Here is a 16,717-nt window from a genome sequence, read left to right as displayed (position 1 = left end):
TACTTGAAGTGGTTCGGTTGTTGTATTTGCCATCGCGCATTATGACGGACGCGTGACGGTTATGTGACAATATTGGCGTCAATGATGCCAAGAAAACCGAAGTCATATTCACCGGTCATTAGTCGGGATTGTCTAAAGTTCCGCTCGAACAGCGGAAAGCTTCCTATGACCGCCATCCTGCTCGACCTGATTCAACCGATCTCGCCGATTGCGCCGGATACCCAGGGCCAGCACGTCTATGACCGCTTCCAGTCCGAGCCCGACACCCTGGCCATCGCTGTGGTCGACGAGGAGGGGCGGCCGGTCGGCCTGGTCGAGCGCAACGCCTTCTTCGTCGCCATGGCGGCGCACTATGGCAGGGCGCTCTATGCGCTGCGCCCGATCTCGCTGCTGATGAACGCCGCGCCCCTGGTGCCCGACGGCGACACGCCGGTGACGGAGTTCTGCGGCGAGGTGCTGGCCGAGCGCTCCAGCGAGGTGATGAAGGGTTTCGTGGTGGTCAGCGGCGGGCGCTATGCCGGGGTCGGCTCGACCCTGGCGCTGTTGCAGGCCACGAGCGCCGCCAACCGCGCCCACGCCGAGGAGATGACCCGGCTGGCCGAGACCCTGAACCGCGCCAAGCAGGAGGCGCAGAGCGCCCTGACCGCCAAGTCGCAGTTCCTGGCGGTGATGAGCCACGAGATCCGCACGCCGCTGAACGGGGTGCTGGCGATCGCCGACATCCTGCAGCGCAAGCTCGCCGACCTGGCGCTCAAGCCCTATGTCGCCACCATCCAGGACTCCGGCCAGACCCTGCTGCGCCTGCTTACCGACGCGCTCGACTTCAGCCGGGCCGACGCCGGCCAGCTGGACCTGGCCGAGGACAGCTTCCGCCTGCCGGTGCTGCTGGACGACCTGGCGGCGCTATGGACCGCGCGGGCCGAGCTCAAGGGGCTGTCGCTGGCCTTCGCCTATGAGGGCGCGGCCGACCAGTGGGCGCTGGGCGACGCGGTGCGGATCAAGCAGGTGTTCAACAACCTGATCGGCAATGCGCTGAAGTTCACCCGCCAGGGCGGCGTGCAGGTGACCCTGCGGGCGCGCCGCAGCGACGTGCATGTGCTGCTGCAGGGCGAGGTCCGCGACAGCGGCGTCGGCATTCCCGCCGACCGGCTGGCGGGGATCTTCCAGCCGTTCAGTCAGACCGAGGCCGGGGTGCGCGAAGGTGGGGCCGGGCTTGGCCTCTCGATCTGCCGCCAGCTGGTCGAGCAGATGGGCGGGGCCATTCGGGTGGAGAGCGGCGAGAGCGGCTCGACCTTCCACTTCGAGTTCCCGCTGTTCGACCTGCCGGCGCCGACCCAGGAGGAGATCGCCGCCGAGCCGGACCTCAGCCAGGGGCCCGGCGCCCTGCACGTGCTGATCGCCGACGATAACGCCACCAACCGGCTGGTGGCCGAGACCCTCTGCGGCATGTTCGGCTGCACCAGCGAGAGCGTCGAGGACGGCGAACAGGCGGTCAGCGCGGTGGCCAGCGGGCGGTTCGACCTGGTGCTGATGGACATCAAGATGCCGAACCTGGACGGGGTGGGCGCCACGCGGCGCATCCGTGGGCTGGCCAGCGCGGCGGCCGAGGTGCCGATCCTGGCGATCACCGCCAACGCCGATCCCTGGGACGCGGCCAGCTACCTGGCCCAGGGCATGGACGGGGTCGTAGAGAAGCCGATCAAGGCCGAGCGCCTGCTCAGCGCCATCAACGGGCTGTTTGATATTCCCGAGGAAGCCGTCGTGGCCGCGGCGTAGCGCCAGTTCCTCCCCCATCCTGATGGGGAGGAAAAAGTCGGCGAGTAGGTCAGCCGGGCGCGTCGATCACCACGCTGGGGGCAGAGCGCGGCGCATCGCCGTGGTGGACGGCCTCGATGTTGTTGCCGTCGGGATCTAGGATGAAAGCGGCGTAGTAGCCGGGATGATAGTCGCGCTCGCCCGGCTGGCCGTTGTCGCGGCCGCCGGCGGCCAGCGCCGCGGCGTGGAAGCGATCGACGGCGGCGCGGTCGGGCGCCTGGAAGGCCAGGTGCACGCGGGTCAGCGGCTCGCCGGCGTCGACGAACAGCTCGTCGGCATAGAAGAAGCCGGGTCCGTCCTCCATCGGCACGCCCATCACCTCGAGCACGGCCTTGTAGAAGCGGCGGGCGGCGTCGAGGTCGCGAACCCGGAGTTGGACGTGATCGATGAGGCGGCCGCGGTGCAACTGCATGTCGTGCTCCTTTGGCGGATCAGAACGCGCAAGACCCCCGGCTTGATCCCGCCGGCGCCATGGGCGAGGCTCGCGCCCGACGCGCGGGGCCGGAGGAGGCGATGGCGAGCTACAAGGCTCGATTGCAGAAAGACCTGGATCGCTGGATCGAGGCCGGACTGGCGCCGGCCGCGAACCGCGAAGCCATGCTTGCAAGCGTCAGCGAGGGCCGGCGAGTGGACGCCTCGTCCGCCCTGGCGGTGATCGGGGGCCTGCTGCTGGGCGCCGCGGCGATCGCTTTCGTCGCCGCCAACTGGGGAATAATCCCGCGCCTGCCGCGCTTTGGCCTGGTGCTGGGCCTGTTCCTGGCGGTGATCGGTTCGGCCGCCTTCACCAGCCGCGACGGCGCGCGGCCGCTGCTGACCAACACCCTGCTGGCGGTGGCGGCGCTGATCTACGCCGCGGCCATCGGCCTGACCGGACAGATATTCGACATCGCCGGGGACCCGCAGCGGGCGCTGCGCAGCGCCGGGTTGGCGGCCGGAGTGCTGGCCCTGGCCGGCCGCTCCAGCGCCGCGGCGGTGGCCGCCCTGGCGCTGCTGGGGCTGGGCGAGTTCGCCGGGGAGTTTGATGGCGGCTCCTCGCGCTGGCTGATCTTCGCCGCGCCGGTGGGCATGGCGCTGGCCTGGTTCTGGAATTCCAAGCCGCTGGCCCACGCCTCCAGCCTGGCGCTGATCGTCGGGCTGGTGGCGCTGATCTCGTTCTATGAGCGTTTCGGCGCGCAGGGCCTGCTGGCCGGCGCGGCGGTGCTGGGCGGGCTGGCGGCCCTGGCGCGGCAGCTCAGCGACCGGCGCACGGCGTTGATCTTCCTCCTGTGGTTCGCCTGGGGCGCGTTGGCGCTCTACGGGGTGGCCGGCTTCGACAACCCGCAGGGCGGGTTTCGGATCGCCCACCGGGCCGGCTGGCTGGTGTTCGCCGGCGGGACCATCGCGCTGGGCATGCACGACCGCCAGGGCATGATCACCGCCGCCGGGGTGGTGGCGATGATCGCCGCGGTCTGCGCCATCCTGTTCGACCTCGGGATGGGGCTGATGACGGCGGCGGGGCTGTTCGCGGCCTGCGCGCTGATCGCCATCATCGCCGGGGTGCTGACCCGCGGGAGGGCCAAGGCATGATCCGCGCCCTGCCGCCGCGCATCCTGGCCGCGGGCCTGGCCCTGGCCGCCCTGCTGATCGGCCTGGTGGTGTTCGAGAACAACGCCAGGGCCGGCGGGCGCGAGGTGCTGCTGCCGATGGAGGCGGTCGATCCGCGCGACCTGCTGACCGGCCACTATGTCGCCCTGCAACTGACCCAGGTGTTGCCGGTAGGCCAGCCGTGCCCGCAGAAGACCTCGGCCTATCGCGAAGGCGGCTGGCTGGGCCTGCGCGCGGCCGCTGGCCATCACCGCTTTGTCACGGCCGCGGCGAGCCGTTCGGCGGCCATGAGCGGCGGCGCCGACGTGGCGGTGCGCGGCGGGGTCTATTGCGCGCGGATGGCGTTCGGCGACGGGACAGGCGACGCCGTCACCCTGGATCTCGGCGTCCGGCGCTTCCACGCCGACCAGGACGAGGCCCTGGCCATCGAGCAGGCCCTGAGCGCGCGCCGCCCGGGCGAGCCGCCGAGCGCCTTTGCGGTGGTCTCGGTGGGACAGGACGGTCGGGCGCGGCTGAAGGGCGTGGTGGTGGGCGACAAGCGCACGAATCTGACGTGGTTCTAGGTCCTCCCCTCCCGGGGGGGTGGATCGGCGCGCAGCGCCGAGACGGAGGGGGCCTGCAGAGTCGGAAGTCCCCCTCAGTCAGCCATTCGGCTGACAGCTCCCCCAGTGGGGGAGCACCTGAAGGTCACCGCCGGCCGAACAGCCGCTCGATATCGGCCAGCTTCAGCTCCACATAGGTCGGGCGGCCGTGGTTGCACTGGCCCGAGTGGGGCGTGGCCTCCATTTGGCGCAGCAGGGCGTTCATTTCCGGCGCGGTCAGGCGGCGGCCGGCGCGGACCGAGCCGTGGCAGGCCATGGTGCCGCAGACCTCGCCCAGCCGCTCCTTGAGGGCCAGGGCCTGACCGTTCTCCGACAGATCGTCGGCGATGTCGCGGATCAGGCCGGAGACGTCGGTCTCGCCCAGCAGGGCCGGGGTCTCGCGCACCAGCACCGCGCCGGGGCCGAACGACTCGACCACCAGGCCCAGCGCCTCCAGTTCCTCGGCCCGGGCGACCACGCGCTCGGCCTCGGCGGGGTCGAGTTCGACCACCTCGGGCAGCAACAGCACCTGACGGGCGACGCCGCCGCCCTCCATCTGGACCTTCATCTGTTCGTAGACGAGCCGCTCATGGGCGGCGTGCTGGTCGACGATGACCACGCCGTCGCGGGTCTGGGAGACGATGTAGGTCTCGTGCACCTGGGCGCGGGCCGCGCCGAGCGGGAAGTCGACCGGATCGAAGACCACGGTCGGCGAGGGGCCTTCCTGCAGTCCCGGCGCACCCTGGGGCGGCCACTCCGGCGGCGGCTCGGCGCGGGCCGAGACCCCGGTCAGGCCAGGAATGGCCGCGGCGATGGCCGGGGCCCAGCCGCCAGCCTGCCAGGCTGAGAAGCCCTGGGCCGAGGGCTGCTGCGGCGGATAGTGCGGCGCGAAGTTCGGCTGGGGCGACCAGCCGGGCCGCAGGTTGGCCAGGGTGTCGCTGGCCACGGTGGTGGCGGCGCGGTGGCCGGCGCCGGCCAGGGCGTGGCGCAGGCCCCCGACGATCAGCCCCCGCACCAGGGCCGGATCGCGGAACCGAACCTCGGCCTTGGCCGGGTGAACGTTGACGTCGACCAGCGACGGATCGAGGTCGAGATAGAGGGCGACCAGCGGATGGCGGTCGCGGGCCAGGAAGTCGGCATAGGCGCCGCGCAGCGCGCCCTGCAGTAGCCGGTCGCGGACGGGCCGGCCGTTGACGAACAGGTACTGGTGGGCGCTGTTGCCGCGATTGAAGGTCGGCAGGCCGGCGAACCCGGTGAGCCGCACGCCCTCGCGCTCGTGGTTGATCTCCAGGGCGTTGTCTGAGAACTCCCGGCCCATGATCGAGGAGAGCCGCGCCAGCCGCCCCTCGGGCCCCTGGCTCTCGGCCGGCAGGCGCAGGGTGCGGCGGCCGTCGAGGTCGAGGGCGAAGGACACCGCCTCGTGGGCCATGGCCTGGCGCTTGATCTCGTCGGCGATGGCCAGCGCCTCGGAGCGCTCGGACTTCATGAACTTCAGCCGCGCGGGCGTGGCGTAGAAGAGGTCGCGGACCTCGACCCGCGCGCCGTGCGGGCCGGGGAAGCCGGAGGGCGTCACCGCCCCGACCGCGCCGCCTTCGACCAGGATGGCGTGGGCGTCGGATGCGCCCTTGGCGCGCGAGGAGATCGCCAGCCGCGCCACCGAGCCGATCGAGGGCAGGGCCTCGCCGCGGAACCCCAGGGTGTGGATGTGCAGCAGGTCGTAGTCGCCGGCGTCGTCGGGGGCGAGCTTGGAGGTGGCGTGGCGCTCGATGGCCAGGGCCAGCTCGTCGGCGGACAGGCCGCTGCCGTCGTCGGCCACCAGGATGCGGGTCAGCCCGCCGCCGTCGGCCTGGATCTCGATGGAACGCGAACCGGCGTCCAGGGCGTTCTCCACCAGTTCCTTGATGGCGCTGGCGGGGCGCTCGACCACCTCGCCGGCGGCGATGCGGTTCACGGTCTCTGGCGGAAGGCGGCGTATAGGCATGGTCACGCTTCGGTTAGCTCGCCACTATATGGCGATTCCGGGGGGCAGGTCTGGAAGGTGCGTATGATCCGCAGCAATCGAGTCCTCGCCGTGGCGGTCCTGGCCGTCATCGCCACCGCAGCCAGCGCGCAGGTTCCGCTGACCACGGCGGCGCCGGACCCCAACGATCCCGACGCCACCCTGGTCGAGGAGCTGGTGGTCACCGCCCGGCTGCCGGGGCCGGCCTGGTGGCGGGTCTCGGACGGCGACTCGACCGTCTATGTGCTGGGCGCGCCGACGATCGCACCGAAACGCCAGCAGTGGGACCAGATCCAGCTCACCCGCCGGCTGGACGGGGCGAACGTCGTCATCCTGCCGTTCAGCGGGCTGCGGGTGAAGCTGACCGGCGCGCCCGGGGCGGCGTTCAGCTACCTGCGCCTGAAGTCCAGCACGCCGTTCGAGGAGCGGCTGGATCCCTCGACCAAGGCGCGGTTCGTGGCGGCGCGGGAGAAGGTCGGCCAGCCGGCGGATCACTACAAGACCACCCATCCGCTGGCCGCGGCGCTGATCCTGACCGGCGACTATCGGGAGAAGGAGGGGCTGACCACCGCCGACCCGACCAAGCTGATCAAGCTGCTGGCCGAGCGCGGCAAGGTGAAGGTGGTGCAGCGGACCTACGACCTTGGCCCGCTGCTGGGTGCGGTGCTGAAGACCTCGCAGGCGGCCGGCAGCGCCTGCCTGGACGAGGTGCTGGCTCAGGTCGAGGCCGGCCCGGGCGGGACGGTGGCGGCCTCGCGGGCCTGGGCGGAGGGCAATGTGCTCGGCGCGCTGGGAGCCGAGCGCAGCTATGAGCGCTGCATCGCCGTGACCCCCGGGGCGTCGGCCTTCGACGCGCGCGTCAAGGCCGACCTGGCCAAGGACATCGAGGCGGCGCTGAAAACTCCGGGCCACGCGATCGCCGTGGCGCCGCTGCGCACGCTGCTGGCGCAAGGCGGCGTGCTCGATCGGCTCCGCGCCAAGGGTTACGAGGTCAAAACGCCGGGGGACGAGGGGTAGAGAGCCTGGCGCCCGGAGCGGGTTTTCCCGGTCCGCAAGCTTCGGCGAGCCCCTAGCTGGGCCGGGGGGGAAGCTCTAGCGCCTGGGCTCCAACTCCCCCCTCGCCCCAGGGTTTCGCCCGGTTGCCGCGAGCCTCACGGTGTTGTTCCACGGTGGGGGATGTCCCACAGGGAGATGCAATCATGAATCGTGCCGTGCTCTTCGCGGCCGCAGCCGTGGCAGCGCTATCGCTTTCCGCCTGCGAGAAGAAGGCGACCGAAGCTTCCGGTCCCGAAACCGCGGCCACCGCTCCGGCGGTCGAGGCCCCCGCAGCGGCGGTCCCCGCAGCCGCGACCGAGGCCGTGAACGCCGCTGAGGACGCGACTGCCGGCGCCGTCGGTGCGGTCTCGGCCGCAACCACCGCCGCCACCAACAGCACCGAAGCACTCATCACCGGCCTAACGACCGGGGACATATATCAGGTCCAGGCCGGCAAGATCGCCGAGACCAAGGGCCAGACGCCGGCCGTGAAGGCCTACGGAAAGAAGATGGTCGCCGACCACACGGCGTTGACCAACCAGATGAAGCACGTGTTCGAGGCCACCAAGCAGAAGATCCCGACCGAGCTTGATGCGCGCCACAAGGGCCTGATCGCCAATCTGGAAGCCGCCAGCCCGGCGGACTTCGACAAGGTCTATCTCAGCCAGCAAAAGGCTTCTCAGGAAGAGGAGCTGACCATGCTGAAGGGATATGCCGACGCCGGCGAGAGCGCGGACTTGAAGCCCGCGGCGGCCAAGCGCATCCCGACGGTCCAGGCCCATCTGGACAAGGTGAAGGAACTACAGGCCGCAGCGAAATAGCGGAACGGGCGTCAGCCCATTCCGTCGGGCGATGGTCCCGGACAAGCGCGGCGCGCTTTCCGGGATCACATCGGGTCCTAGAGGCCCGGCAGCTTGATCCGGGTCTGCTTCTCGCGAGAGATGACCACCGGCGCGTCGCCGGTCAGGCCTTTGATCTTGGCTTCCTCGGCGGCCGGATCGACCGGGGCCGGGGCGTTGTCGGCGGCGGAGGCGACGGTCGATGTGGCCGGCTGGCCCTTGTTCCAGAACATCACCTTGTCGGCGAAGTTCTTGTCCTTGTGAGCCAGGTCGCCGGTCTCGTCGTCGACCACGTAACGGATCAGCGGATCGGCCTTGTCGGCTCCGGCCTTGGCGACCAGCGCCTTTTCGCCGTCCGAGCGGGCCTGGGCCTCGCGCGAGCCCAGCAGGGCGGTGCGCGCGGCGCTTTCCGGCTGCAGTTCCTGCGGACGCGGCTCGCCGGGCGCCGGCGGGCGCAGGGCGTAGTCCGGCGGCACCACCAGCGGGGCCTTGGACACGACGCGGAATTCGTCGGGGGTGACCTTGGTCATGCCGAGCGCGCTGCGGGTCGAGCTGCAGCCTGCCAGGCTCAGGCCGGCGACCGCCACGAGGGCCGAAGCGGCAAGCACACGGTTCAGACTCATGTAGTTAAGCTCCGAAAGCCGCCCCCCGGCGGTGAAGGACAGGTTGAATAGCGCATACGGCGAAACCCGCCAACGCGATTAAGCGACCGATTCCTTACGCAGGGAATCGAGCAACAAGAAGACGACGCCGATAGTGATGGCGCTGTCAGCGACGTTGAACACCCAGGGGAAGAACCCCAGACGCTGAAAATCCAGGAAATCGACCACCGCGCCGAAGCGGACACGGTCGATGGCGTTGCCGATAGCTCCCCCGATCACCAGACCAAGGCCGACGCCGAGCAGCGGCCGAGTCGCCTTGCGCACCCACACCGCCAGCGCGACGGCGACCACCACCGAGAAGATGGTCAGCAACCAGCGCACCAGATCCACCTCGGCGCGGAACAGACCGAAGCTGACGCCCTTGTTCCAGACCATGGTCAGGGAGAAGGGGCCGGCGATCGGCGTCGAGAACCGCGCGGGCAGGTCGTAGACGTAGAGGATCCAGTATTTCGAGATCTGGTCAGCCACGATGACCAGGGCGGCCAGGCCGTAGGCGGCCCAGCCGAGTTTGGAGATTGATTTCAAGGACGCTCCCTCGACGGTGTGCCTGGAGTTGTGGCTGATCGCAGGCCCGGCCTCAAGCGCGTGCAGCGTCCCAGGCCGCCACCGCGTCAGCGTCACGCAGGGACAGGTCCGGGTAGCGGGGATCGGAACCCACCTCCGGCAGGATCCGCCAGGAGCGGGCGCACTTGGCGCCTTGGGCCCGCAGCGGCTCGACGGCGACGCCGGGAACCTCTGGCAGACGGAAGGCGTCGGCAGGGCCTTCGCCGGCCGCCAAGGTCGCCTGGCTGGTGCGGAACACCTCGGCGGGGTCGAGGCCATCGAAGGCGGCCAGCAGGGCCGGATCGCTGACGTGGACGCTGGGAGCTGCCTCGAGCGCGCCGCCCATCCGCTTCTCGCGACGCTCGACCTCCAGGGCGCCGGTGACCGCGGTGGTCACCGCCTGCACCTTGGCCCAACGCTCGGCCTCGGCCGGATTGGCCCACTCGGCCGGGGTTTCCGGAATAGTGCGCAGGCTGTTGGAGGTGGCCTGCGGATAGCGGGTGCTCCAGGCCTCTTCCATGGTGAAGGGGATCAGCGGGGCGAGCCAGGCGGTGATCCGCTCGAAGGCCGCTTCCATCACCGTGCGCGCGGCGCGGCGGCGCAGGGCGTCGGGGCGGTCGCAATAGAGGCTGTCGCGGCGGATGTCGAAGAACAGCGACGACAGCTCGTTCTGGCAGAACTCGATCACCGGGCGGATGACGTCCTGGAAGACATAGCCCTCGTAGGCGGCGCGCACCTGCCCATCCAGCTCCCACAGGCGGTGCAGGATGAAGCGCTCCAGCGGCGGCATCTGCTCAATCTCGACCGCTTCGTCCGGCGAGTAATCGGCCAGCGCGCCCAGCATGTAGCGCACGGTGTTGCGCAGCTTGCGATAGGCGTCGGAGGTGGTCTGCAGCACGGTCTTGCCGATGCGGCTGTCGTCCGAATAGTCGATCATCGCCGCCCACAGACGGATGATCTCGGCGCCGCTCTCGCGGATCACCACCTCGGGATCGACCACGTTGCCCTTGGACTTGGACATCTTCTCGCCGTTCTCATCCATGGTGAAGCCGTGGGTGAGGATGGCGTCGTAGGGCGCGCGGCCGCGCGTGCCCGAGCTCTCCAGCAGCGAGGACTGGAACCAGCCGCGATGCTGGTCGGAGCCTTCCAGGTAGAGATCGGCGGGCCACTTGGTGTGCTCGCGGTTCTCCAGGGTGAAGGCGTGGGTCGAGCCTGAGTCGAACCAGACGTCGAGGATGTCGTCGATCTTCTCGTAGCGCTCGGGATCGTGGTTGCCGAGGAAGTCCGTGACCGGACGGTTGAACCAGGCGTCGGCGCCTTCGGCCTCGATAGCCTCGACGATGCGGCGGTCGACCTCCGGGTCGTGCAGCGGGTGGTTCGTCTCCTTGTCGACGAACATGGCCAGCGGCGCGCCCCAGGCGCGCTGACGGCTGATCAGCCAGTCGGGCCGGCTCTCGACCATGGAGCGGATGCGGTTCTTGCCGGCGGCCGGATAGAAGGTGGTGGCCTCGATGGCGTCCAGCGCGGTCTCGCGCAGCGAGCGACCGCCGACCTGCGGCGTGTTGATCGGCTCGTCCATCCGGATGAACCACTGGGGCGTGTTGCGGAAGATCACCGGGGCCTTGGAGCGCCACGAGTGCGGATAGGAGTGCTCCATCCGGCCGCGCGCCAGCAGGCGGCCAGCCTCGATCAGCTTGTCCATGACCGCGCCGTTGGCCGGGCCGAACTTGCCGGCCTTCTTGCCCTCGGTCTCCAGCACCTTCAGGCCGCCGAACAGCGGCACGTGCGGATAGTAGGCGCCGTCCGGATCGACGGTCTCGGGGATCTCGCGATGACCGTGGGCCAGCCAGACCAGGTAGTCGTCGGCGCCGTGGCCCGGCGCGGTGTGCACGAAGCCGGTGCCGGCGTCGTCGGTGACGTGGTCGCCCTCGAGCATCGGCACCTGGAAGGCGTAGTGGGTGTCGAGCGCGGCCAGCGGGTGCTCCAGCACCATGCCCTGGCAATCGACCGCCTCGATCTTGCGCCAAGTGGCGATCTTGGCGGCCTTGAAGACGTCCTGCGCCAGCTTCTCGGCGACGATCAGCTTGTCGCCCGGCTTGGCCCAGGGCTCGAATTCCAGGCCCTCTTCCATGGCCTCGACCTGGAAGACCGCATAGTCGATCGAGTCCGAATAGCTGACGGCGCGGTTGGCGGGGATGGTCCACGGGGTGGTGGTCCAGATCACCACGCTGGCGCCGCGCGCAGCCTGGCTGCCCTCGATCACCGGGAACTTCACCCAGATCGTCGGCGAGACGTGGTCGTGGTACTCGACCTCGGCGTCGGCCAGGGCGGTGCGCTCCACCGGGCTCCACATCACCGGCTTGGAGCCGCGATAGAGCTGGTCGGTGGCCGCGAACTTGTGGAACTCGGCCACGATCGCGGCTTCGCTCGTGTAGTCCATGGTCGCGTAGCGGTTTTCCCAGTCGCCCAGGACGCCCAGGCGCTTGAAGCCGGCCATCTGCACGCCGATCCATTGGGTGGCGTATTCACGGCAGCGGGTGCGGAACTCGGCCTTGGTGACCTCGTCCTTGCGGCGGCCCTGGCCGCGCAGTTCTTCCTCGATCTTCCACTCGATCGGCAGGCCGTGGCAGTCCCAGCCGGGCACGTAGTCGACGTCGTAGCCGAGCAGGAAGCGCGAACGGACCACGAAGTCCTTCAGGGTCTTCTGCAGGGCGTGGCCGATATGGATGGCGCCGTTGGCGTAGGGCGGACCGTCATGCAGCACGAACAGCGGCGCGCCGGCGCGCTGCCGCTCGGCGCGGATGGTGTTGTAGAGGTCCAGCTCCGCCCACTTGGCCAGGATCTGCGGTTCCTTCTGCGGCAGGCCAGCGCGCATGGGGAACGGCGTGTCGGGGAGGAAGACGGTTTCGCGGTAGTCGCGCGAAGTAGTGTCGGCGTCGTCGGCCATAGGGACTTTCCAGCTTGGCTCGGAACTTGAGGACTGATGCGGGTGGAACCCGGCGCGCGCTGGAGCGATCGTCCGGCGGCGTCACGCCGGGCGGGTAATTCGCGCGGATTTCCGAACCGAAGTCATGCCCGGGGCTGTAGCAGAGGGCGCGCGTGCGCGCGAGCCCCTTTGCCCGCGGCGCCGGGCCGATTTGACTTCCCGGCCGCGGGCGGTCAGGATTGAATGCAGGATGTGTATTCGCACCAACATGCCGCGCCGCGCGCACCATGCGGGACGCCTAGTCGAAGGAGACTAGCCCCGGGCTCATAGCGGCTGTGCGCCGCGAGTTCGGGGATGTTGCATCCGAAATCCTGATCATTGGTCCATCGCGCGGCGAACGGCTGCGCGATTTCTGACCAAGATCTTCCATTCCACTCTTCCGCCGCCCGCAACATCCGGGCGCGTTCGCCCCTGCGCGGCGGAAATACTTGAGAGAATTGCCATGAACGTGAGAACCAAGGCCCGCCCCAAGGTGCGGGTCACCGAGACCGATTTCGAGAAGCTGGCCGCCATCGGCGGGGCCTGCCACGCCGAGGCGCCGGGCGCAGTCCTGCTGCTGCAGGAGCTGGAGCGCTTCTTCATCGTCCCTGATCATCATGACCGCCGCCTGCGCTTCGTGCGGCTGGGCACGAGGGTCACCTATCGCGACCTCCCGGTCGGCCGCGAACGCACCGTGCGGGTCGGCCTGCCCGGCGAGGCGGATGTCGATGAGAACCGCATCTCGGTCCTCGCTCCGGTGGGCGCGGCCCTGATCGGCTTGTCGGTCGGCGACGTTTTCCGCTGGATCGGCCCCGACGAGCGGATCCGCGAGATCGAGGTGCTGGGGATCGAGGACTGAGAGATGCTCCCCCACTGGGGGAGCTCCGGGCCGAAGGCCCGGTGAGGGGGACTTCGAGCCCAAGCCCCCTCCGTCTCGATGCTGCGCATCGATCCACCTCCCCCGGTGGGGGAGGACCTGGGACCGCCTCAGAACTCCGGCAGCAGCAGGGCGCGGGCCTGAGCGGCGTCGGCGTGGATCTGCTCGACCATCACCTCGAGGCTGTCGAACTTCTCTTCCGGGCGCAGGAAGGCGACCAGGTCGGTCTCGATGACCTGGTCGTAGAGATCCTCGTCGAAGTCGAACAGCCAGACCTCCAGCCGCGGGGCGATCTCGCCCGGCACGGTGGGATTGACGCCGATATTGGCCACGCCGGCGATCTCGCGGCCGTCGGGCAGGCGGGTGCGGGTCGCATAGACCCCCATGCGCGGGATCACATAGTCGGTCAGCGCGACATTGGCGGTCGGGAAGCCCAGGGTGCGGCCCAGCTGGCGACCGCGCTCGACCACGCCCTCGATGGCGAACGGTCGGCCGAGGATGGCGGCGGCGTCCTGCGGGCGGCCGTCGCGCAGCGCCTCGCGCACGCCGGTCGACGAGAACTTCGTCGCCCCTTCGCCCAGCGCCTCGGCGATGGACACCGTGAAGCCGAGCTCCCGGCCATAGGCTTCCATTAGTTCCGGACTGCCGGTGCGGCCCTTGCCGAACGAGATGTCGAAGCCGACCGCCACGTGGCGCACGCCCAGGCCCTCTTTCAGCACGTCGGTGGCGAACTCGCGGTCGGTGAGGTTGGCCATCTCATGATCGAAGGGCAGCACGTAGAAGACGTCGACGCCCAGCGCCGCCAGAGCCCTGGCCTGCTGGTCGGTCTTCATGATCCGGAAGGTTGGGGCGTTCGGCTGGAAGATCTGGCGCGGGTGCGGCTCGAAACTGATCACCCCCAGCGGCGCCTTCATCGCCATGGCGGCCTTGGCGGCCTGCGCGATCACCCGCTGGTGGCCGCGATGGACGCCGTCGAAGTTGCCGAGCGCGACCGCCGCGCCCGTCTCGGCCTCTTCGAGACCCTTCCACCCATGAACGATGCGCATAGGCTCAGGCGTCCTTGGGACGGCGCGGGACCATGACCACGGCTTCGCCGTCGACCACGGTCTTGCCGTCGACCTGGCAGATGGTGGCGAGGGTCACGTGGGCGCGGCGCTCGTCCAGCGCCTGCACGGTCACGCGGGTCACCACCGGATCGCCGATCTTCACCGGCCGGCGGAAGCGCAGCGACTGGGTCAGGTAGATGGCCCCGGGGCCGGGCAGGCGGGTGCCGAGCACGGCCGAGATATAGGCTCCCGACAGCATGCCGTGGGCGATGCGCCCCTGGAAGGTGGTGCCGCGGGCATAGTCCTCGTCCAGGTGGACGGGATTGGTGTCGCCCGAGACCGCCGCGAAGGCGTCGATATCGGCGGCCCCGACGATCTTGGTGATCTCCGCGGACTGGCCGACGCTCAGATCCTCGAAATAAAACCCGTGCAAGCCCACAGCTCCTGACAGCCTTGTTCTAGTTAGCGGCTTTCGCTCACCACGCCAGGTCGGCGATGGCGTAGGTCGCCTTGGCGCCGTCCTTGGCCAGCAGGCCCTCGACCGCCTGCGCGTTCACTCCGTCCGCGCCGATCGTCTCGGCGCCGTGGATGCCGCTGGCGACGAACAGCACGTCCAGCCCCTGGTCGTTGGCGCCCTTGGCGTCGGTGATCACCGCGTCGCCGATGCACAGCACCCGCGAACGATCCAGCGGCTTGCCGAGGATCAGCTGCGCCTCGGCCAGGCAGAGTTCGTAGATCGGCGCGTGCGGCTTGCCGGCCATGATCACCTGGCCGCCCATCTGCTCGTAGCGCTGGGCCAGCGCCCCGCCGCAATAGATCAGCCGGTCGCCCTTCTGCACCACCAGGTCGGGGTTGGCGCAGATCATCGGCAGCCCCCGCTCCAGCGCGACCTTGAAGCGCTCTTCGTAATCGTCGGGGCCTTCGACGTCGTCGTCATAGGGACCGGTGCAGGAGATGAACGCCGCGGCGTCGGGGCCGGCGAAGGCCAGGTCCAGGCCCTCGTACAGCGGGGCGTCCTTCTCCGGGCCGATGGCCCAGGCCGGGCCCGGCGCGCGGGCGCTCAGCAGGATGCGGGTGGCGTCGCCCGAGGAGATGAAGGCCGACCAGGCTTCGCGCGGCACGCCCAGCTGGTCGAGCTGGCTGTGCACGGCGCTGGAGGGGCGCGGGGCGTTGGAGATCAGGATCACCGGACCGCGCTCGGCGCGCCAACGGACCAGCGCCTCGCAGGCGGCCTTGAAGCTTTCGCGTCCGTTGTGGATCACGCCCCAGACATCTGAGAGCAGGACGTCGTAGCGGTCGGCGACGGCCGACAGGCCGTTGATCAGGGCGGGTGCGGTCATGGTCTGCGGCGGTAAAGGGCGCCGGCCCTGCGGTCAATGCGCGGCGGGTGCGTCAGAGGCGGGTGGCGGCGGCGTGCCGCGTGGCCAGCACGCCTACGCCGCCGCGGGTGCGGGGCCGGGGCGCGACCGGCTCGGGCGCCTCGAGCGGGATGTCGGCCTCGGCCAGGACGGCGTCGCGGATCGCCCGCGGCTCGCCGAACAGGTGGCCTTGGCCATAGGTGATGTCGAGCTCGAGGATGTCGACGATCTGGCGCTCGCTCTCGACCTTCTCGGCGACGATCTCCACGCCGTAGCGGCGGGTGAGGGCGGAGAAGTCCTGGGCGGCCAGGTCGGGCATCGAGCGCAGCACCAGGCCGTCCTCGGTCTCGACCAGCTCGTCCAGCAGCACGGGAGCGCTGATCTTCAGGAACTTCACGTCCGAGCGGGCGAGGTCCTGGAAGTCGAGGTCGAGGTTGGTGACCTTGTCGATCGAGAACCGGAAGCCGAGCTCGGCCAGCTTGCCCATGTTGCGCGCTTCGACCGCGCCGCGGGCGTCGAACGCCGCCTGGCCCAGCTCGAAGATCAGCGCGCCGGACAGGTCGCGGTTGGCGGCCAGCAGGTCCAGGAACTGCGGGAAGAAGGTCTCGTCGGCCAGGCTGGCCGTGGAGATGTTGCAGAAGATCCCGACCTTGCGGTCCTGCTTGGCCAGGCGGCGGACGATCTGCACGCAGCGGAACAGCAGCAGGTTGTCGATCGAGGTGACCAGGCCTTCCGGCTCGGCGACGGTCAGGTACTCGGCCGGCATCATCACCCGGCCGCCGGCGTCGCGCAGGCGCGAATAGCTTTCGTAGAAGACCGTCCGGCGCTGCGGCAGGCCGACCACCGGCTGCAGGTAGAGGTCGACGCGGTTCTCGGCGAGGGCCTCGCGGACGGTGTCGAGCAGGGCGGCCGACTGGTGGCGGCGGTAGTTGATCTCCGGGCGGAGCGGCGAAACGGTCGCGGCGACCACGCGCTCTTCCAGCCGATCGCCGAGCTGCTGGACCAGGCCTTCGAGCAGGTGGACCTCGCCTTCGAGGGCTTCGGAACGGTCGGCGTCGTCGCTGACCGCTTCGGCCACTTCGCTCATCCGGGCGTCGACCTGCTCCATCTGGGCCAGCATGACGCGCTGGGCCTCGCGCACGGCGTCCAGTTCATTGCGCAGGCCGCGCAGCTTCAGGGTTTGCAGGACCAGGCCATGGACGGCGAAGCAAAGGCCGAGGCCGCCGACCAGGGCCGACACGCCCGCAGCCCAGCCGCCCCCGTTGCGCCACAGCAGCAGGGCGACGATCAGCGCTAGACAGAGATAGGTGGCCGAAAGCGCCACCGATGTGAACTGTCGCATGTGCCCGCGGTTTCCGAATCGCTTGGATTATCGGATGCGGAAGCGTGACAAGTCGAATGGATTAACGAACG

Annotated in this window: 15 protein-coding genes; 6 read left to right on the top strand and 9 right to left on the bottom strand. The window is 69.7% G+C overall.

The window, feature by feature from the left end; translation table 11 throughout:
* The first annotated feature begins 165 nt into the window (after window positions 1–165).
* Window positions 166–1,776, top strand: coding sequence for an ATP-binding protein (locus AC1DQJ_RS03495; protein ID WP_477600302.1), 1,611 nt, complete (start codon window positions 166–168; stop codon window positions 1,774–1,776).
* A 49-nt stretch (window positions 1,777–1,825) separates the two neighbouring features.
* Here AC1DQJ_RS03495 and AC1DQJ_RS03490 read toward each other — a convergent pair whose 3' ends face one another.
* The gene (locus AC1DQJ_RS03490; protein ID WP_477600300.1) at window positions 1,826–2,227 is read right to left on the bottom strand and encodes a VOC family protein; all 402 of its coding nucleotides are present in this window, start codon (window positions 2,225–2,227) and stop codon (window positions 1,826–1,828) included.
* 101 nt (window positions 2,228–2,328) lie between these two features.
* Between AC1DQJ_RS03490 and AC1DQJ_RS03485 the strand changes: the two genes are divergently transcribed.
* Together AC1DQJ_RS03485 and AC1DQJ_RS03480 are read left to right on the top strand one after the other, a co-directional pair.
* On the top strand, window positions 2,329–3,381 hold the full coding sequence (locus tag AC1DQJ_RS03485) for a DUF2157 domain-containing protein (RefSeq protein WP_477600299.1): 1,053 nt from the start codon (window positions 2,329–2,331) through the stop codon (window positions 3,379–3,381).
* Window positions 3,378–3,962 (top strand): GDYXXLXY domain-containing protein, encoded by a 585-nt coding sequence (locus AC1DQJ_RS03480; RefSeq protein WP_477600297.1) that lies wholly within the window; start codon window positions 3,378–3,380, stop codon window positions 3,960–3,962. Before AC1DQJ_RS03485 ends, AC1DQJ_RS03480 begins: the two co-directional genes overlap by 4 nt.
* Before the next feature lie 124 nt (window positions 3,963–4,086).
* On the opposite strand, the gene mutL is transcribed toward AC1DQJ_RS03480, so the two are convergent.
* Window positions 4,087–5,961, bottom strand: a complete 1,875-nt coding sequence (gene mutL, locus AC1DQJ_RS03475) for a DNA mismatch repair endonuclease MutL (RefSeq protein WP_477600295.1) — start codon at window positions 5,959–5,961, stop codon at window positions 4,087–4,089.
* 63 nt (window positions 5,962–6,024) lie between these two features.
* Between mutL and AC1DQJ_RS03470 the strand changes: the two genes are divergently transcribed.
* Together AC1DQJ_RS03470 and AC1DQJ_RS03465 are read left to right on the top strand one after the other, a co-directional pair.
* Window positions 6,025–6,996 carry a TraB/GumN family protein gene (locus AC1DQJ_RS03470; RefSeq protein ID WP_477600293.1) on the top strand — a complete coding sequence of 324 codons (972 nt, stop codon included), beginning with the start codon at window positions 6,025–6,027 and terminating at the stop codon, window positions 6,994–6,996.
* A gap of 182 nt (window positions 6,997–7,178) precedes the next feature.
* Window positions 7,179–7,835 (top strand): DUF4142 domain-containing protein, encoded by a 657-nt coding sequence (locus tag AC1DQJ_RS03465; RefSeq protein WP_477600291.1) that lies wholly within the window; start codon window positions 7,179–7,181, stop codon window positions 7,833–7,835.
* A gap of 77 nt (window positions 7,836–7,912) precedes the next feature.
* Here the strand turns inward: AC1DQJ_RS03465 and AC1DQJ_RS03460 are convergent, their stop codons facing one another.
* From AC1DQJ_RS03460 to ileS, 3 genes are all read right to left on the bottom strand, one after another.
* A complete protein-coding gene (locus AC1DQJ_RS03460; protein ID WP_477600289.1) occupies window positions 7,913–8,476 on the bottom strand; it encodes a DUF3035 domain-containing protein in 564 nt (187 codons plus the stop codon).
* A gap of 78 nt (window positions 8,477–8,554) precedes the next feature.
* Window positions 8,555–9,040, bottom strand: coding sequence for a signal peptidase II (lspA, locus tag AC1DQJ_RS03455; protein WP_477600287.1), 486 nt, complete (start codon window positions 9,038–9,040; stop codon window positions 8,555–8,557).
* 52 nt (window positions 9,041–9,092) lie between these two features.
* Entirely contained in the window at window positions 9,093–12,005 is a 2,913-nt protein-coding gene (gene ileS / locus AC1DQJ_RS03450; RefSeq protein WP_477600285.1) for an isoleucine--tRNA ligase, read from the bottom strand.
* Between the two features lie 481 nt (window positions 12,006–12,486).
* Between ileS and AC1DQJ_RS03445 the strand changes: the two genes are divergently transcribed.
* The gene (locus tag AC1DQJ_RS03445) at window positions 12,487–12,882 is read left to right on the top strand and encodes a GreA/GreB family elongation factor (RefSeq protein ID WP_477600283.1); all 396 of its coding nucleotides are present in this window, start codon (window positions 12,487–12,489) and stop codon (window positions 12,880–12,882) included.
* A 128-nt stretch (window positions 12,883–13,010) separates the two neighbouring features.
* Here the strand turns inward: AC1DQJ_RS03445 and AC1DQJ_RS03440 are convergent, their stop codons facing one another.
* From AC1DQJ_RS03440 to tipF, 4 genes are read right to left on the bottom strand one after another with little or no spacing between them, the layout of a single operon-like run.
* Window positions 13,011–13,946, bottom strand: coding sequence for a bifunctional riboflavin kinase/FAD synthetase (locus AC1DQJ_RS03440; protein WP_477600282.1), 936 nt, complete (start codon window positions 13,944–13,946; stop codon window positions 13,011–13,013).
* A 4-nt stretch (window positions 13,947–13,950) separates the two neighbouring features.
* Window positions 13,951–14,379: a MaoC family dehydratase gene (locus AC1DQJ_RS03435; protein WP_477600280.1), complete on the bottom strand. Its 429-nt coding sequence runs from the start codon at window positions 14,377–14,379 to the stop codon at window positions 13,951–13,953.
* 43 nt (window positions 14,380–14,422) lie between these two features.
* The gene (locus AC1DQJ_RS03430; protein WP_477600278.1) at window positions 14,423–15,286 is read right to left on the bottom strand and encodes a TIGR01459 family HAD-type hydrolase; all 864 of its coding nucleotides are present in this window, start codon (window positions 15,284–15,286) and stop codon (window positions 14,423–14,425) included.
* 52 nt (window positions 15,287–15,338) lie between these two features.
* A complete protein-coding gene (gene tipF, locus AC1DQJ_RS03425; protein WP_477600276.1) occupies window positions 15,339–16,646 on the bottom strand; it encodes a flagella assembly cyclic-di-GMP phosphodiesterase TipF in 1,308 nt (435 codons plus the stop codon).
* Window positions 16,647–16,717: the final 71 nt, after the last annotated feature.

The organism is Phenylobacterium sp. P4_E10 (genome assembly GCF_056401675.1).
The sequence above is the reverse complement of the archived record's forward strand: the minus strand, read 5'-3'. Positions and strand labels throughout refer to the sequence as shown.

Excerpts from the sequence above, each read along its gene's own strand:
- AC1DQJ_RS03470 (WP_477600293.1), top strand. The coding sequence starts at position 6,025 with ATGATCCGCAGCAATCGAGTCCTCGCCGTGGCGGTCCTGGCCGTCATC.
- AC1DQJ_RS03440 (WP_477600282.1), bottom strand. The coding sequence starts at position 13,946 with ATGCGCATCGTTCATGGGTGGAAGGGTCTCGAAGAGGCCGAGACGGGC.
- AC1DQJ_RS03495 (WP_477600302.1), top strand. The coding sequence starts at position 166 with ATGACCGCCATCCTGCTCGACCTGATTCAACCGATCTCGCCGATTGCG.
- AC1DQJ_RS03490 (WP_477600300.1), bottom strand. The coding sequence starts at position 2,227 with ATGCAGTTGCACCGCGGCCGCCTCATCGATCACGTCCAACTCCGGGTT.
- AC1DQJ_RS03465 (WP_477600291.1), top strand. The coding sequence starts at position 7,179 with ATGAATCGTGCCGTGCTCTTCGCGGCCGCAGCCGTGGCAGCGCTATCG.
- mutL (WP_477600295.1), bottom strand. The coding sequence starts at position 5,961 with ATGCCTATACGCCGCCTTCCGCCAGAGACCGTGAACCGCATCGCCGCC.
- AC1DQJ_RS03445 (WP_477600283.1), top strand. The coding sequence starts at position 12,487 with ATGAACGTGAGAACCAAGGCCCGCCCCAAGGTGCGGGTCACCGAGACC.
- AC1DQJ_RS03460 (WP_477600289.1), bottom strand. The coding sequence starts at position 8,476 with ATGAGTCTGAACCGTGTGCTTGCCGCTTCGGCCCTCGTGGCGGTCGCC.
- tipF (WP_477600276.1), bottom strand. The coding sequence starts at position 16,646 with ATGCGACAGTTCACATCGGTGGCGCTTTCGGCCACCTATCTCTGTCTA.
- AC1DQJ_RS03480 (WP_477600297.1), top strand. The coding sequence starts at position 3,378 with ATGATCCGCGCCCTGCCGCCGCGCATCCTGGCCGCGGGCCTGGCCCTG.
- AC1DQJ_RS03485 (WP_477600299.1), top strand. The coding sequence starts at position 2,329 with ATGGCGAGCTACAAGGCTCGATTGCAGAAAGACCTGGATCGCTGGATC.
- AC1DQJ_RS03430 (WP_477600278.1), bottom strand. The coding sequence starts at position 15,286 with ATGACCGCACCCGCCCTGATCAACGGCCTGTCGGCCGTCGCCGACCGC.
- ileS (WP_477600285.1), bottom strand. The coding sequence starts at position 12,005 with ATGGCCGACGACGCCGACACTACTTCGCGCGACTACCGCGAAACCGTC.